Source organism: Polaribacter sejongensis, assembly GCF_038024065.1.
In the GTDB taxonomy this organism is placed as follows: domain Bacteria; phylum Bacteroidota; class Bacteroidia; order Flavobacteriales; family Flavobacteriaceae; genus Polaribacter; species Polaribacter sejongensis.
The window spans coordinates 2,009,254-2,024,369 of the sequence record NZ_CP150667.1 but is presented as its reverse complement, the minus strand read 5'-3'; the positions used below and the strand labels follow the sequence as shown (position 1 = coordinate 2,024,369).

Below are 15,116 nucleotides of genomic sequence, written 5' to 3'. Positions count from 1 at the left end.
GTCAAACTGAGATAACTTCATTTTAAGGTTTTTGAAGGGTTTGAAATATCGGGTATGTAAAAATGTGTATCATAATTTTAGGATATCCATAAAAATGTGCCTTTTGTGAAAAAAAATGCAATTATTGTATATTCGCACCTATGAAATATTCATTTTCTTATATAGTTAGGTTACAATTTCTTGGTTTCCGATTTTCTGGGTGGCAAAAACAAACAAATGCTAAAACTTTACACGATATGGTAGATAAAACCTTGTCTTTTGTTTTTGAAGAGACTCATTATAAGACTATTGGAGTAGGGAGGACAGATGCTAAAGTTTCTGCAAATACATACTATATTCAAATGTTTACAGATAAAATAGTGAAGGAAGATACTTTTATAGCGTCTCTAAATGCTAATTTTTCACCAGACTTTAGGGCTATTTCTATACAAAAGGTAGATAGAGGTTTTAATGTGATTAACGCTCCGAAGATTAAAGAGTACCATTATTACTTCTCTTTTGGTGAGAAAAACCATCCTTTTTCTGCGCCTTTTATTGTAAATGTTGATGGAAATCTAGATTTAGAAACGATGGAAGAAGCGGCGAGGTTGTTTGCTGGTGAGCATTATTTTCATAAGTACTGCACAAGGCCTTCAGAAAAAACGATATTTAAAAGAATAATTGACTCTTGTGAAATTATAGAGAACGATGTTTTAACGGCTAATTTTTTTCCAGAAAAGTCTTATATATTTAAGGTGAGAGGGAAGGGGTTTTTGCGTTACCAGATTCGATTAATGATGGCGACGTTATTTGAAGTTGGAAAAGGGAATTTAGATTTGCAGTTTATTGAAGCTTCTTTAAAAGAAGATAATGATAGAAAATATATGAGAAATAATGCGCCCTCCTCTGGTTTGCAATTGTATGATATTGAGTTGGAGTTGTAAAAGTGATATTTTTTGTTTTGTAATTAGCGTAAGTTGTTAATGGTAAATTCAGAATGACAAGATTGGTTAACTAAAAAAGAATTATGAGGTCTGGGATTAATATAAAATAGTTTTAGATAAACGAGTCTAATTTGAAAGGTTGTGTCCAAAAGAAAAATCCACCTTTTAAAAAGATGGATTTTTTGTATCTTATATATAAGGAGTGATTTAACCTTTGATAATTCCACGAGAAATTACAATTTTCTGAATCTCGGAAGTACCTTCATAAATCTGTGTAATTTTTGCATCTCGCATTAAGCGTTCTACGTGGTAGTCTTTTACAAATCCGTTTCCTCCGTGAATTTGAACAGCTTCTACGGTGTGTTCCATAGCGACTTTACTAGCGTAGAGTTTTGCCATTGCGCTAGACATGTCGTAGTTGTTGCCTTGGTCTTTATCCCAAGCTGCTTTCATAACCAACATTCTTGCTGCTTCTATTTCTGTGTGCATATCGGCTAATTTAAAAGCAATAGCTTGGTGGTTGCAGATTTCGGTTCCGAATGCTTTTCGTTGTTTAGAGTATTTTAAAGCTAATTCGTACGCGCCAGCTGCAATACCTAAAGCTTGTGCTGCAATACCGATTCTTCCGCCAGAAAGTGTTTTCATGGCAAACTTAAAACCAAATCCATCTTCACCAATTCTATTTTCTTTTGGTACTTTTACATCGTTAAATTGTAACGTGTGTGTGTCTGAACCACGAATTCCTAATTTGTCTTCTTTTGGGCCTACATGAAAACCTTCTGTTCCTTTTTCTACAATAAAAGCATTGATGCCTCGGTGTCCTTTTTCTCTATCGGTTTGTGCAATTACTAAATAAACATCTGCACGTCCACCACTTGTAATCCAATTTTTGGTTCCGTTAATTATATAGTGGTCTCCTTTGTCTATTGCAGTTGTTGCTTGAGATGTTGCGTCAGAGCCTGCTTCTGGTTCGCTTAGGCAAAAGGCGCCAACAAATTCTCCTGTGGCTAATTTTGTTAAATATTTTTGTTTTTGTTCTTCGCTGGCATATGCTTCTAATCCGTAACATACTAAAGAGTTGTTTACTGATACAATTACAGAAGCAGAAGCGTCAATTTTAGAAAGTTCTTCCATTATTAATACGTAAGAAATGGCGTCCATACCGCTTCCTCCATATTTTGGATCTACCATAATTCCTAGAAAACCAAGATCTCCCATTTTTTTTACCAACTCATTTGGGAATTCTTGTTTGTTGTCTCTTTCTATAACGCCTGGTAATAATTCTGTTTGCGCAAAGTCTCTTGCGGCATCTCGAATCATGATGTGTTCTTCTGTTAAACTAAAATCCATCTGTATGTATATTTGTTATATTCTTAATATTTGATTCCAAAGATATCGATTTCGTAACATATTATCAATAAGGATTTATTATTTTTACAGATATGAATATAAGTGAAGTTTTTATAATAGGATTAATGTCTGGAACGTCTCTAGATGGTATCGATTTGGTGTATGTGAAGTTTGATAAAGAAAACTATCAAAATTTTGATATTATACACTCAAAAACTGTTTCCTATTCAGAGAAATGGAAAGCTATTTTACAGGATGCGATTCATTTTTCTTCGGATGGTTTAAGTATTTTAGATGTCGATTATGGAAAGCTCCTTGGTAAGGAGATTACTGCTTTTGTTGATGAATTTCAGATTGAAAAAATCGATTTTATTGCGTCTCATGGGCATACAGTTTTGCATCAACCAGAAAATGGAATTACACTTCAGGTGGGAGATGGGCAAACAATTGCTGATGCAACGGGTCAAAAAGTTATTTGTGATTTTAGAACACAAGATGTCGATTTAGGTGGGCAAGGAGCGCCTTTGGTCCCAATTGGAGATGAATTGCTTTTTTCTGATTACGATTATTGCTTAAATCTTGGTGGTTTTTCTAATATCTCATTTCATGAGGATGGTAAAAGAATTGCGTATGATGTTTGTCCGGTAAATATTGTGCTGAATAAATATGCAAAGGAATTAGGTTTTGAGTATGATGATAAAGGACAAATTGCAGCAAACGGAACTTATTTAATGCAGTTAGAGTCAGATTTAAGATTGTTGGATTATTATCAGCAAAAACCACCAAAATCTTTAGGATTAGAGTGGGTGCAAAAAGAAATTTTTCCAAGATTAGAATCAGAGAAGCGAAAACCAGAAGATTTATTAAGAACATTTACAGATCATGTTGCTTGGGCGCTGGCAGAAGTGTTGCCTAAAAACGCGAGGGTTTTGGTTACTGGTGGTGGTGCTTTTAATGAGTATTTAATAAATAAGGTAAAAGAAGAAAAAGAAGTAGATCTTATTGTTCCTGGTCAGCAACTTATAAATTTTAAAGAAGCGCTTATTTTTGCTTTTTTAGGTTTATTAAAAAGTGAGGATAAAGTAAATTGTTTGAGTTCTGTAACGGGAGCAAGCAAAGATCATTCTTCTGGAGAAGTTTTTTATCCGAAGTTATAAAAAGATGTATTTATAAAAGCGGTTGTTTCAAGGTGTTTTAGGAGTCAATTCTTATTAAAATAAAAAATTTGAACAATCGTTTTTTTACTGTAAGTTTGTATAGTATCAGCATAATAAGAAATTAATAAAATTTTAAAAATGAATCAACTTTAACTTTTCCCCTGAAGGGGATTTTATAGCAAAAATAAAATTGTTTGAAAAAGCAAAAAGAAAAGTTCATCTATTTAAAATTTTATAATGAAAGAATTATTAAAAATATACGAGAATAAGCAGCCGGAAATTGTTTTTAATTGGAAAGATCCAGAAACGGAAGCAGAAGGTTGGGTTGTAATTAACTCTTTAAGAGGTGGTGCTGCCGGCGGTGGTACAAGAATGCGTAAAGGGTTAAATATGAATGAGGTTTTGTCTCTAGCCAAAACAATGGAGGTGAAGTTTACTGTTTCTGGTCCCGCAATTGGAGGCGCTAAATCGGGTATTAATTTTGATCCGAGCGACCCTAGAAAAAGAGGTGTTTTAGAGCGTTGGTATAAAGCAGTTACTCCATTGTTGAAACATTATTACGGAACAGGTGGAGATTTAAATGTAGATGCAGATAAAGATGTCATTCCTATTACGGAAAATTGTGGAGTTTGGCATCCGCAAGAAGGGATTTTTAACGGACATTTTAAACCGACAGAAGCAGATAAAATAAATAGAATTGGCCAATTGCGAATGGGTGTAATTAAGGTGATTGAAGATAAGGTTTTTTCGCCAGATTTATCTAGGAAATATACAGTGGCAGATATGTTAACTGGTTATGGAGTAGCAGAAGCTGTGAAGCATTATTATGCTATTTACGGAGGAGAAATAAAAGGAAAAAGAGCAATTATACAAGGGTTTGGAAATGTAGGTGCTGCTGCTGCTTATTATTTAACGCAGTTGGGTGCTAAGGTTGTAGGGATTATTGATAGAGATGGTGGTGTTATAAGTGAAGAAGGGTTTACGATGCAAGAAATGACTGCTTTGTTTTTGATGAAAAACGGAAATCAGTTAGTTTCTAATAATATGATTCCTTTTGAAGAGATTAATGAAAAAATATGGAGTTTGCCTGCTGAAATATTTGTACCAGCTGCAGCTTCTAGATTGGTTTCTCAAGATCAGGTTCAACGTATGATAGATACTGGGTTAGAAGTGATTTCTCCGGGAGCAAATGTTCCGTTTGCAGACAAAGAAATTTTCTTTGGTCCAATTATGGAATATACGGATAATCATTTAAGTTTATTACCAGATTTTATTTCAAATTGTGGTATCGCAAGAGTTTTTGCGTATTTAATGGAGGCGAAAGTAGCTTTGCCAATGCAGGATAAAGCAATTTTTAATGATACCTCTAATATTATAAAGAAAGCGTTGCAGCGAACTTTTAAAAGGAGTGCTTCTAAAACAAAAATTTGTTCAACAGCATTTGAGATCGCTTTAAAGCAATTAATATAAAGTTAATAGTTAGATTTGTATTCTAAAACTCGTTGTTTGTTTCTGTGAAAATCTGTTAATTCAATGTTTATATCAAAAGGTATTAAAGCGAATATTGTAGATGTTATTTAGAATATATAGCGGGTTAGTAAATAAAATAATTAAAAGAATGTCATTTTGTAATATGGCATTTTTTTTGATGTAAAATAAAGACGATTATTTTAAGTTGAAACAATTTAAAAATAGAAAGGTCGTTACTTAAGTAGAACTTAAAAATAGAATTAAATGTTGTTATTTTTTCAAGAGAATAAAGAGGTTTTAGAAGAGGTTGTTTCAGAAGAAAAAACACTTTCTATCTATAAATTAATTATGGATGGTGGTTTAGGAGGACAAATAATATTAGCACTACTTTTTGTGTTGTTGGCTATTGCGATGTACATTTATTTTGAAAGGTTCTTTGCTATAAAAGCAGCATCAAAAATGGATGAAAATTTTATGAATCAAATTAAGGATTTTGTTTCTAACGGGAAACTAGAGTCTGCAGATGCGCTTTGTAAAAGTAAAAATACACCAACAGCAAGATTGATTGGAAAAGGAATTTCTAGAATAGGGAAGCCTTTAGATGATATTAATACGGCAATTGAAACTGCAGGAAAGTTAGAGGTGTATCAATTAGAGAAAAACGTTAGTGTTTTGGCAACGATTGCTGGTGCGGCACCTATGATTGGTTTTTTAGGAACTGTTATCGGTATGATTGTTGCAATTCATGAAATTGCAAATGCAGGTGGTCAAATAGATATTAAATTACTTTCGGATGGTTTATATACGGCAATGACAACTACGGTTGGAGGATTAATTGTAGGTATTATTGCGTACATAACTTATAATCATTTGGTGGTAAGAACAGATAAGGTAATCTATCAAATGGAAGCAAAATCTGTTGAGTTCTTAGATTTATTAAACGAGCCAGTATAAGTAGTTTTAAATTCAAAGTTTGAAAAATAATATTTTATGAATTTACGCGGAAGAAATAAAGTAGATCCTACATTCAATATGTCATCAATGACAGATATTGTTTTTCTATTGTTGATATTTTTTATGCTTACCTCTACATTGGTTACTGTAAGTGCTATTGATGTTTTGTTGCCAAAGGCAGGAGGGAAAACAGAGAATAATAAATCTGTTGCGGTATCTATCACAAATGAATCGTTGTTTTATATTGATAAAACAAAAGTGAGTTCAGCAAGTTTAGAAAGTGAAATTCTAAAAAGTGTTGGTGCAGATAAAAAGAAGACTATTATTATAAGAGGAGATAAAGATGTGCCTTATAAAAATGTAATGCAAGTTATTGATATTGCAAATAAGAACAAGTTAAAAATGATTTTAGCTGTAAAAGGCAAATAAAATGCAAATACTAAATACAACACATAAACGTAAATCTGCTGTAATTACAACGGTTATTCTGGTGCTTATCATCTTCGGGATTCTAAATTACGGAATGAGTTATTTAGATCCTCCAGAAGAATACGGTTTGGCTATTAATTTTGGAACTTCAGAAGTTGGAAGTGGTGAACCTGTAGAAGATACAAAGAAAATTTCTGCTCCAGAAGTTGTTGAAGAAGAAGTTGTAGAAAAAGAGGTGGTTGAAGAAGTAGTTAAAGAAGCTCCGCAAGAAGTAGTTAAAGAAGATATTATTACAGAAGAGACTTCTAAAGACGTTCCGGTTCTAGAAAAGATAAAAGAAGTAGTAAAAGAGCCTGTAAAAAAGGTTGTAGAAAAAAAGGTGGAAGTTGTAAAACCTGTTGAAAAGGAAGTCGTGAAAGAAATTCCGAAAGAAAAGCCAAAACCATCTAAAGCAACTCAAGATGCGTTGAATAATTTATTAAACGGTAATTCTTCCGATGGAAAACCACAAGGAGAAGGAGATGATGCTAAGCCAGGTGTAAAAGGAAAAGAAACTGGAGATCCGGCTTCTTCTAAGTACTATGGAAATACAGGAAGTGGTGATGGAGGTGATTATAATTTAGCGGGTAGAAGAGCACTTTCTAAGCCAAAAGTGCAACCCGATTGTCAGGAAGAAGGTACTGTGGTGGTGCAAATTCAAGTTAATAAAAATGGAAAAGTAATTTTCACAAAACCAGGATATAAAGGAAGCACGAATACGGCTCCTTGTTTACTTAAAGCGGCAAAAGAGGCAGCTCTAAGAACTACCTGGAACCCTGATGAAAAAGCACCTGCAAACCAAGTTGGGACAATTATTTATAAGTTTACCTTGTCTAAATAATCACGTATTTTTACAAAATGAATTATCAACAAACATTAGATTGGATGTTTGCGCAATTACCTATGTATCAAAAAGAAGGTAAAACGGCATTCAAAAAAGATTTAACCAACACTTTAGCGCTTTCAAAAGAATTGGATTTTCTAGAAAAGAAGTTCAAATCTATTCATGTTGGAGGTACCAACGGAAAAGGCTCTACAAGCCATATGTTGGCTTCTATTTTACAAGAAGCAGGTTATAAAGTAGGTTTATATACGTCTCCTCACTTAAAAAACTTTACAGAAAGAATTAGAATTAATGGCCTTGAAATTCCTGAAACAAAAGTTTTATCGTTTGTAAAAAAACACAAAGCATTTTTAGAAATACAAAGGTTGTCGTTTTTTGAAATGACGGTAGGTTTGGCTTTTGATTATTTCGCAGAAGAAAAAGTAGACATTGCCATTATTGAAGTCGGTTTGGGAGGAAGATTAGATTCTACGAACATTATTACTCCAGAGGTTTCTGTAATTACGAACATAGGTTTAGATCATACGCAGTTTTTGGGAGAAACATTACCTGAAATCGCTTTTGAGAAAGCAGGTATTATAAAAGATAATATTCCGGTTGTAATTGGGGAGGAGCAAGAAACGGTTAAAAAGGTTTTTATTGCGAAAGCGGAAGAATGCAAAGCGCCTATTTATTTTGCTTCGGATGATGGTAAAAGTTACAGAACAGATTTGTTGGGCGATTATCAAAAGAAAAATACAAAAACAGCTGTTGCGGCCATTCAAAAATTAAAAGGATTCACGATATCTTCAGAAAACATCGAACAAGGATTGTTGAAGGTTGTTGAGAACACCAATTTAAAAGGTAGGTGGCAGATTTTACAAGAGCAACCAAAAGTAATTTGCGATACTGCGCATAATAAAGATGGTTTAAGTATTGTTTTAAAACAATTAGAAAAAGAATCATTTAAAAAGATACATTTTGTTTTAGGAGTTGTTTCTGATAAGAAATTAGAAGAGGTTTTACCACTTTTTCCTAAAGACGCACATTATTATTTTTGTAAACCAGATATTCCAAGAGGTATGTGTGAAGCTGTTTTGCAAGAACAAGCAAAAGAATTTCATTTAATTGGAAAAAAATATCCTTCGGTAAAAGAAGCGTTTGAAGATGCGTTACTAAATGCAAATCAGGGAGATATCATTTATGTAGGAGGAAGTACTTTTGTGGTGGCTGAAATTATTTAAATAAAATATCATTTTTTACTTGGTAGAACTAAAATAAGTTCTATATTTGCAACCGCTTAGGGCAATTAGCTCAGTTGGTTCAGAGCATCTCGTTTACACCGAGAGGGTCGGGGGTTCGAATCCCTCATTGCCCACCAAAGCAAAATCCTTCACATTTATGTGAAGGATTTTTTGTTTTTAGATAGTTTTTTAAATAAAAATGAAATTGTTTTTCATTTTGTTTGGTAAAACTAAATAAAGTATTATATTTGCAGCCGCTTAGGGCAATTAGCTCAGTTGGTTCAGAGCATCTCGTTTACACCGAGAGGGTCGGGGGTTCGAATCCCTCATTGCCCACCAAAGCAAAATCCTTCACATTTATGTGAAGGATTTTTTGTTTTTAATAGGTTTTGGTAAAGTAGCCAATGATTCTTTTGTTATATTTGTTTCTTTATAAAAAATAGCTAAAAGAGTTTTAATGGATATAAAGTTATCAGGAAAAAAAATACTTGTTACAGGTGGAGCTGGTTTTATAGGTTCTAACCTTTGCGAGGTTTTACTTGAGAAAAAGAATACAGTGGTTTGTTTAGATAACTTTTCTACAGGAAAAAGAGAAAATATAGAGCCTCTAAAAGAAAACCCAAACTTTACGTTGATTAATGGAGATATTAGGTGTTTAGAAGATTGTATGTTGGCAGCTTCTGGTGTCGATTATATTTTGCACCAAGCCGCATTAGGTTCTGTGCCAAGATCAATTAAAGATCCTATTACCACAAATGATGTTAATGTTACCGGTTTTCTAAATATGTTAGTAGCGGCAAGAGACAATAATGTAAAAAGATTTGTTTTTGCAGCAAGTTCATCTACGTATGGAGATTCTGAATCGTTACCAAAAGTAGAAGATGTAATTGGGAAGCCGTTGTCTCCTTATGCAGTTACCAAATATGTTAATGAATTGTATGCCGATGTTTTTGGTAAAACGTATGGTTTGGAAACAATTGGATTAAGATATTTTAATGTTTTTGGTAGAAAGCAAGATGCGAACGGGGCGTATGCAGCTGTAATACCTAAGTTTGTAAATCAGTTTATGAATTTAGAATCTCCGATTGTAAATGGAGATGGAACTTTTTCTAGAGATTTCACCTATATAGATAACGTTATTCAGGCAAACTTACTCAGTTTAGTGGCGGATAAAGAAGCTGCAAACGAAATATATAACGTAGCATTTGGAGATCGGAATACTTTAATAGATTTATGTGATTCTTTAAAGGGGTTTTTATCGAATTACAATCCGAAAATTAAGGACGTAGAAGTGGTTTTTGGTCCTAATAGAATTGGAGACATTCCGCATTCTCACGCAGATATATCAAAAGCTAAGAAATTATTAAATTATAATCCAAAATTTTCTTTAAAAGAAGGATTAAAAGAATCAATAGATTGGTATTGGGAAAACTTAAATAAATGAGTAAAATTAAAATAGGTATTATTGGTTTAGGCTATGTAGGCTTGCCATTAGCTAGACTTTTTGCAACAAAATTTTCTGTTGTTGGTTTTGATATTAATCAGCCTAGAATAGAAGAATTAAAATTAGGGCAAGACAATACAAGAGAAGTTTCTAAAGAGTTGTTGTTAGAGGTTATAAATGAAGAGAATTCAGATGAAAAAGGATTGTTTTTTGCATCTAATTTAGAGGAGTTAAGAGCTTGCAATTATTTTATTGTTACGGTTCCTACGCCAGTAGATAAAAATAACAGACCTGTTTTAACGCCTTTAGTAAAAGCGAGTGAAACAGTGGGGAGTGTAATGAAAAAAGGCGATATCGTTATTTATGAATCTACAGTTTATCCTGGTGCAACAGAAGAAGATTGTGTGCCAATTTTAGAAAGGGTATCTGGTTTAGTTTTTAATAAAGACTTTTTTGTGGGGTATTCTCCGGAAAGAATTAATCCGGGAGATAAAAAACATACCGTAGAAAAAATATTAAAAGTGACTTCTGGCTCTACAAAAGAAGTAGGAGAAAAAGTTAATGATTTGTATGCGTCTGTAATTACTGCTGGTACACATTTAGCACCTACGATTAAAGTAGCGGAAGCTGCAAAAGTGATCGAAAATTCTCAAAGAGATATTAATATTGCGTTTGTAAATGAGTTGGCTAAGATTTTTGGGCTGATGAATATCAATACACAAGATGTTTTAGAGGCTGCAGGTACAAAGTGGAATTTTTTACCTTTTAAGCCAGGTTTAGTTGGTGGACATTGTATTGGCGTAGATCCTTATTATTTAGCTCAAAAAGCACAAGAATATGGCTATCATCCAGAAATTATTTTGGCAGGTAGACGTGTAAATGATGGAATGGGAAGGTATGTAGCGTCGGAAGTTGCTAAATTGATGATTCAGCGTGATATGGAAGTAAAAGGGGCTGAAATATTGGTTTTAGGAATTACTTTTAAAGAGAACTGTCCGGATGTGAGAAATACAAAGGCAGTAGATCTTATTTATGAATTAAAAGAGTATGGAGCTAATGTAACTATTTTTGATCCTCATGCAAATGAAAGTGAAGTTCAAAGAGAGTACCAGTTAGAATCGAGTATTGTTTTACCTAAAAAGAAATTTGATGCTGTTATATTAGTTGTGGCACATAAAGAGTTTCTTAAATTGGATTTTACTGAATTAAAAAAAGAAAAATCAATTGTATACGATGTGAAGAATTTTTTAGATTCTAAACTTGTAGATAAATCACTATAAAAATGAAGAATTTTGCATTAATTGGTGCTGCAGGATATATTGCACCAAGACATTTAAAAGCGATTAAAGAAACCGATAATCAACTAATTGCGGCTTTAGATAAGTTTGATAGTGTAGGAGTAATGGATAGTTTTTTTCCAAAAGCAGATTTTTTTGTAGAGTTTGAGCGATTTGATCGTCATATAGAAAAATTAAAAAGAGGAGGAACGCATTTAGATTATGTAAGTATTTGTACACCTAATTATTTGCACGATTCTCATATTAGAATGGCTTTAAGAAGAGGTGCGGATGCTATTTGTGAAAAACCGTTGGTTTTAAATCCTTGGAATGTTGATGCTTTAAAAGATATAGAAAGAGAATCTGGTCAGAAAATACATACCATTTTACAATTAAGATTGCATCCAAGTATTATTGCTTTAAAAAACAAAGTTGCTTCAGAAAATAAAGCAGGAAAATACGATGTAGATTTAACGTATATCACTTCTAGAGGAAAGTGGTATGACATTTCTTGGAAAGGAGATGAGAGTAAATCTGGAGGAATTGCTACAAATATTGGAGTCCATTTTTACGACATGTTGTCTTGGATTTTTGGCGAAGTACAAGAAAACATAGTACATCTTAGGGAAAAAGATAAATCTGCAGGATATTTAGAATTTAAAAATGCTAGAGTACGCTGGTTTTTATCAATAAATGAAGATGATTTACCGCAAGAAATTAAAGAAAAAGGACAAAGAACTTTTAGATCTATTACTATTGATAACCAAGAATTAGAGTTTAGTGCTGGTTTTACAGATTTACACACTACAAGTTATCAAGAAATACTAAAAGGAAATGGTTTTGGACTTCAAGATTCCGAGGAGTCTATTAAGATTGTTCACAATATTAGAAATGCTGCTATTAGTACAATGGGTGAAAAACATCTGTTTGTTAAGTAGTAGGGGTTTTCTAAACAAAATTAACGTATATATAATTTGTTGTTATTAATGATTATGCTGTCTTTTTAGAAGGAAGCATCATAATATCAAATTATTTTGAATAAGAATAATGAAAAAAAGAACCTTTTAATTTTCGGAACAAGGCAGAAGCAGTCAAAATGGCACCTTTAGTAAATCAGTTTTTAGCGGATAAAAGGTTTGAAACTAAAATTTGTGTAATGGGCAGCGTATAGAAATGTTAGATCAGGTTTTAAGTTTTTTTGATACTGCTCCATATTTCGATTTGTGTTTAATGAAACCAAGTTTGTTGTGCAAAATAAATTTAAAAACAGATAAAGTTGTTTTAGATTTTTGTGGCATTATTAAATAGTAAGCTGATTAAAGTATGCTAATTATTGAATAATTATTCTGAAGGAGTTATATTCAATTTTACAGAATTTCATTGTTTTTTAAGTCTAAAGAGATTTATGATTTTTATTGATTTTAAGTAGTATTATTTGCTGTGTTTAGAAAAGGTAAATCTCTTTTTTGCTACTAATAAGAATACATTTATGTTGTTGTTAATTAGGTGTGTAGGTGTTTTTTTTTTCAATGAAACTAAAGGGACTAAAGAAAAAACTACTGTGTATTAAATAATTAAAAAATTAACATATATTTGCCAAAAAAAAAGAAACTTATGAAAGTAGGAATTACCTTTAGTGCTTTTGATTTATTCCATGCAGGACATGTGAAAATGTTAGAAGACGCAAAAGAACAATGTGATTATTTAATTTGTGGTATACAGACAGATCCTACTTTAGATCGTCCAGAAAAGAATATGCCAGTACAATCTGTTGTTGAAAGATACATTCAATTAAAAGGTTGTCGCTTTGTAGATGAAATTGTTCCTTATGCAACAGAACAAGATTTAGAGGATATTTTAAGGTCTTTTAAACTTGATGTTCGTATTATTGGTGATGAGTATGCTAGCAAACAATTTACAGGTAGAAAGTATTGCGAAGAAAAAGGAATCGACTTGTACTTTAATAAAAGAGAGCACCGTTTTTCTAGTAGTGGACTACGTAAAGAAGTTCAAGAAAAAGAGAATTTAAAAAAGAAAGAGAAATAAGTGTTTTACATATTCTGGTGAAAAGATTTCATTTTTAGAATGATTTAATATTTCGCCAATAATAGCGTGAAAACACGTATTTACCGTGGAATAATTTAATTTATATTTGCAAATAAATGAAAAAACTTATTATAGTATCAGGATATTTTAATCCAATTCACAAAGGACATCTAGAGTATTTTAACAATGCAAAAGCGTTGGCAGATGAATTGTTTGTAATTGTTAATAGTGATCTTCAAAGAGGGTTAAAAGGCTCTAAAGAATTTCAGAAAGAAGAAGAGCGCTTATTTATTGTAGAGAATATTAAATCTGTAGATAAAGCAATGGTTTCTGTTGACAAGGATAGAACTGTTTGTGCGTCTATACGTGCTATTCATGAAAAGTATGGAAAAGAGTATCAAATAGGTTTTGCCAATGGAGGAGACCAAGACAATAACTCTATTCCTGAAGTACCTGTTTGTAAAGAATTACATATTGACTTGATTGATGGTTTGGGAGATAAAATACAATCATCTTCGTGGTTGTTAAAAAATAATTAGAAAGAAAAACACTTATTTTTAAGTGTTTTTTTATGATGATATCTTAAATAAATTGAATATTAAAAAATAAAAAGAATTATGAATATTGCTATAGTTGGTTCTGGTTATGTTGGTTTAGTATCTGGTACTTGTTTCGCAGAAATGGGAAACAAAGTTACTTGTGTAGATATAGATCAGAAGAAAATTCAAAAATTAGAGGAAGGAATTATTCCTATTTTTGAACCAGGTTTAGAACAAATGGTTTTAAAAAATGTAAAGAATAAAAACTTGTTTTTTACAACAAAACTAGGAGAAGCTATTAGTGATGCAGAAATTGTTTTTATTGCTGTTGGTACCCCAATGGGCGATGATGGCTCTGCAGATTTACAATATGTTTTAGCAGTCGCAAAGTCTATTGGAGAAACTATGCAGAAAAGATTGATCGTAGTAGATAAATCTACAGTGCCAATTGGAACAGCAGACAAAGTAAAAGCAACTATTCAGGCAGAATTAGATAAAAGAGAATCAGATTTAGAGTTTAGCGTTGTCTCTAATCCAGAGTTTTTAAAAGAAGGAGCAGCTATAGATGATTTTATGAAGCCTGATAGAGTAGTTATCGGTGCAGATTCTGACTATGCTTTTGATTTAATGAAGCAATTATATTCTCCTTTCTTTAGAACCCATGATCGTTTTATAACGATGGATATTCGTTCTGCAGAAATGACAAAATATGCTGCAAATACAATGTTAGCGACAAAAATTTCATTTATGAATGAGATTGCAAATATTTGTGAAAGAGTAGGCGCAGATGCAAATATGGTGCGTATCGGTATTGGTTCAGACAAACGTATTGGGTATAGTTTTATTTATCCAGGTGCAGGTTATGGAGGTTCTTGTTTTCCTAAAGATGTAAAAGCTTTAAAGAAAATTGCAGAAGAAAACGGTTATAAAGCAAACTTAATCGAGTCTGTAGAGAATGTTAATGATGCTCAGAAATTAGTGATTGCACATAAAATTGTAAAACGATTTGGAGAAGACTTATCAGGTATGACTTTTGGTTTATGGGGATTGGCCTTTAAACCGGGTACCGATGATATGAGAGAGGCTCCAGCTATTTATATTGTAAAAGAATTAGAGAAAAGAGGTGCAAAAGTGAAGGCTTATGATCCTAAAGCGATAGAAGAAGCGAAAGAATTTTATTTAAAAGACGCTAAAAACATTACGTATTGTAGTTCTAAGTACGAAGTTTTACAAGGTTCGGATGCATTAATTTTATTAACAGAATGGAAAGAATTCCGTTCTCCAGATTTTGTAGAAATAAAGCAACAATTAAAGAATCCTATTATTTTTGATGGAAGAAATCAGTACAATGCTTTCAATTTAGAAGAAAAAGGATTTGAGTATTTTCAAATAGGGAAATAAAAACCGATTTCCGATGTTCG

The 15,116-nt window shown here is 32.4% G+C and carries 14 protein-coding genes and 2 tRNA genes; 15 read left to right on the top strand and 1 reads right to left on the bottom strand.

The genetic code is table 11. From position 1 onward, the window contains the following. Window positions 1-140 precede the first annotated feature (140 nt). Entirely contained in the window at window positions 141-923 is a 783-nt protein-coding gene (locus WHD08_RS08435) for a tRNA pseudouridine(38-40) synthase TruA (RefSeq protein WP_208891129.1), read from the top strand. A 207-nt stretch (window positions 924-1,130) separates the two neighbouring features. Here the strand turns inward: WHD08_RS08435 and WHD08_RS08430 are convergent, their stop codons facing one another. Next, window positions 1,131-2,273 (bottom strand): acyl-CoA dehydrogenase, encoded by a 1,143-nt coding sequence (locus WHD08_RS08430; RefSeq protein ID WP_208891130.1) that lies wholly within the window; start codon window positions 2,271-2,273, stop codon window positions 1,131-1,133. A 92-nt stretch (window positions 2,274-2,365) separates the two neighbouring features. Here WHD08_RS08430 and WHD08_RS08425 point away from each other — a divergent pair, with 92 nt between their 5' ends. The 14 genes from WHD08_RS08425 (at window position 2,366) to WHD08_RS08355 (ending at window position 15,096) form a co-directional block, all read left to right on the top strand. Next, a complete protein-coding gene (locus WHD08_RS08425; protein WP_208891131.1) occupies window positions 2,366-3,430 on the top strand; it encodes an anhydro-N-acetylmuramic acid kinase in 1,065 nt (354 codons plus the stop codon). Between the two features lie 237 nt (window positions 3,431-3,667). Beyond that, window positions 3,668-4,900, top strand: coding sequence for a Glu/Leu/Phe/Val dehydrogenase dimerization domain-containing protein (locus WHD08_RS08420; protein ID WP_208891132.1), 1,233 nt, complete (start codon window positions 3,668-3,670; stop codon window positions 4,898-4,900). A gap of 264 nt (window positions 4,901-5,164) precedes the next feature. Continuing rightward, window positions 5,165-5,854: a MotA/TolQ/ExbB proton channel family protein gene (locus WHD08_RS08415; RefSeq protein WP_165733013.1), complete on the top strand. Its 690-nt coding sequence runs from the start codon at window positions 5,165-5,167 to the stop codon at window positions 5,852-5,854. A 36-nt stretch (window positions 5,855-5,890) separates the two neighbouring features. Further along, window positions 5,891-6,283 carry an ExbD/TolR family protein gene (locus WHD08_RS08410; RefSeq protein ID WP_165733012.1) on the top strand — a complete coding sequence of 131 codons (393 nt, stop codon included), beginning with the start codon at window positions 5,891-5,893 and terminating at the stop codon, window positions 6,281-6,283. A 1-nt stretch (window position 6,284) separates the two neighbouring features. After that, the gene (locus WHD08_RS08405; protein ID WP_208891133.1) at window positions 6,285-7,163 is read left to right on the top strand and encodes an energy transducer TonB; all 879 of its coding nucleotides are present in this window, start codon (window positions 6,285-6,287) and stop codon (window positions 7,161-7,163) included. 17 nt (window positions 7,164-7,180) lie between these two features. Further along, window positions 7,181-8,389 carry a bifunctional folylpolyglutamate synthase/dihydrofolate synthase gene (locus tag WHD08_RS08400; RefSeq protein WP_208891134.1) on the top strand — a complete coding sequence of 403 codons (1,209 nt, stop codon included), beginning with the start codon at window positions 7,181-7,183 and terminating at the stop codon, window positions 8,387-8,389. Between the two features lie 59 nt (window positions 8,390-8,448). Next, window positions 8,449-8,526, top strand: a tRNA-Val gene (locus tag WHD08_RS08395). A gap of 124 nt (window positions 8,527-8,650) precedes the next feature. Further along, window positions 8,651-8,728 (top strand) — tRNA-Val (locus tag WHD08_RS08390). A 118-nt stretch (window positions 8,729-8,846) separates the two neighbouring features. After that, entirely contained in the window at window positions 8,847-9,833 is a 987-nt protein-coding gene (locus tag WHD08_RS08385; protein WP_208891135.1) for an SDR family oxidoreductase, read from the top strand. Beyond that, window positions 9,830-11,113 carry a nucleotide sugar dehydrogenase gene (locus WHD08_RS08380; RefSeq protein ID WP_208891136.1) on the top strand — a complete coding sequence of 428 codons (1,284 nt, stop codon included), beginning with the start codon at window positions 9,830-9,832 and terminating at the stop codon, window positions 11,111-11,113. The genes WHD08_RS08385 and WHD08_RS08380 overlap by 4 nt, the downstream gene beginning before the upstream one ends. 2 nt (window positions 11,114-11,115) lie before the next feature. Next, entirely contained in the window at window positions 11,116-12,048 is a 933-nt protein-coding gene (locus WHD08_RS08375) for a Gfo/Idh/MocA family oxidoreductase (RefSeq protein ID WP_208891137.1), read from the top strand. 676 nt (window positions 12,049-12,724) lie between these two features. Further along, a complete protein-coding gene (locus WHD08_RS08365) occupies window positions 12,725-13,156 on the top strand; it encodes an adenylyltransferase/cytidyltransferase family protein (protein ID WP_165733004.1) in 432 nt (143 codons plus the stop codon). Between the two features lie 116 nt (window positions 13,157-13,272). Further along, on the top strand, window positions 13,273-13,695 hold the full coding sequence (locus WHD08_RS08360) for an adenylyltransferase/cytidyltransferase family protein (RefSeq protein ID WP_165733003.1): 423 nt from the start codon (window positions 13,273-13,275) through the stop codon (window positions 13,693-13,695). A 78-nt stretch (window positions 13,696-13,773) separates the two neighbouring features. Then, complete coding sequence (locus tag WHD08_RS08355; protein ID WP_208891138.1) at window positions 13,774-15,096, top strand: UDP-glucose dehydrogenase family protein; 1,323 nt, start codon at window positions 13,774-13,776, stop codon at window positions 15,094-15,096. Window positions 15,097-15,116: the final 20 nt, after the last annotated feature.

What these genes read in the sequence shown, in the direction of transcription:
- WHD08_RS08410 (WP_165733012.1), top strand. Translation starts at nt 5,891, where the DNA reads ATGAATTTACGCGGAAGAAATAAAGTAGATCCTACATTCAATATGTCA.
- WHD08_RS08355 (WP_208891138.1), top strand. Translation starts at nt 13,774, where the DNA reads ATGAATATTGCTATAGTTGGTTCTGGTTATGTTGGTTTAGTATCTGGT.
- WHD08_RS08435 (WP_208891129.1), top strand. Translation starts at nt 141, where the DNA reads ATGAAATATTCATTTTCTTATATAGTTAGGTTACAATTTCTTGGTTTC.
- WHD08_RS08405 (WP_208891133.1), top strand. Translation starts at nt 6,285, where the DNA reads ATGCAAATACTAAATACAACACATAAACGTAAATCTGCTGTAATTACA.
- WHD08_RS08400 (WP_208891134.1), top strand. Translation starts at nt 7,181, where the DNA reads ATGAATTATCAACAAACATTAGATTGGATGTTTGCGCAATTACCTATG.
- WHD08_RS08415 (WP_165733013.1), top strand. Translation starts at nt 5,165, where the DNA reads ATGTTGTTATTTTTTCAAGAGAATAAAGAGGTTTTAGAAGAGGTTGTT.
- WHD08_RS08420 (WP_208891132.1), top strand. Translation starts at nt 3,668, where the DNA reads ATGAAAGAATTATTAAAAATATACGAGAATAAGCAGCCGGAAATTGTT.
- WHD08_RS08385 (WP_208891135.1), top strand. Translation starts at nt 8,847, where the DNA reads ATGGATATAAAGTTATCAGGAAAAAAAATACTTGTTACAGGTGGAGCT.
- WHD08_RS08375 (WP_208891137.1), top strand. Translation starts at nt 11,116, where the DNA reads ATGAAGAATTTTGCATTAATTGGTGCTGCAGGATATATTGCACCAAGA.
- WHD08_RS08430 (WP_208891130.1), bottom strand. Translation starts at nt 2,273, where the DNA reads ATGGATTTTAGTTTAACAGAAGAACACATCATGATTCGAGATGCCGCA.
- WHD08_RS08365 (WP_165733004.1), top strand. Translation starts at nt 12,725, where the DNA reads ATGAAAGTAGGAATTACCTTTAGTGCTTTTGATTTATTCCATGCAGGA.
- WHD08_RS08380 (WP_208891136.1), top strand. Translation starts at nt 9,830, where the DNA reads ATGAGTAAAATTAAAATAGGTATTATTGGTTTAGGCTATGTAGGCTTG.
- WHD08_RS08425 (WP_208891131.1), top strand. Translation starts at nt 2,366, where the DNA reads ATGAATATAAGTGAAGTTTTTATAATAGGATTAATGTCTGGAACGTCT.
- WHD08_RS08360 (WP_165733003.1), top strand. Translation starts at nt 13,273, where the DNA reads ATGAAAAAACTTATTATAGTATCAGGATATTTTAATCCAATTCACAAA.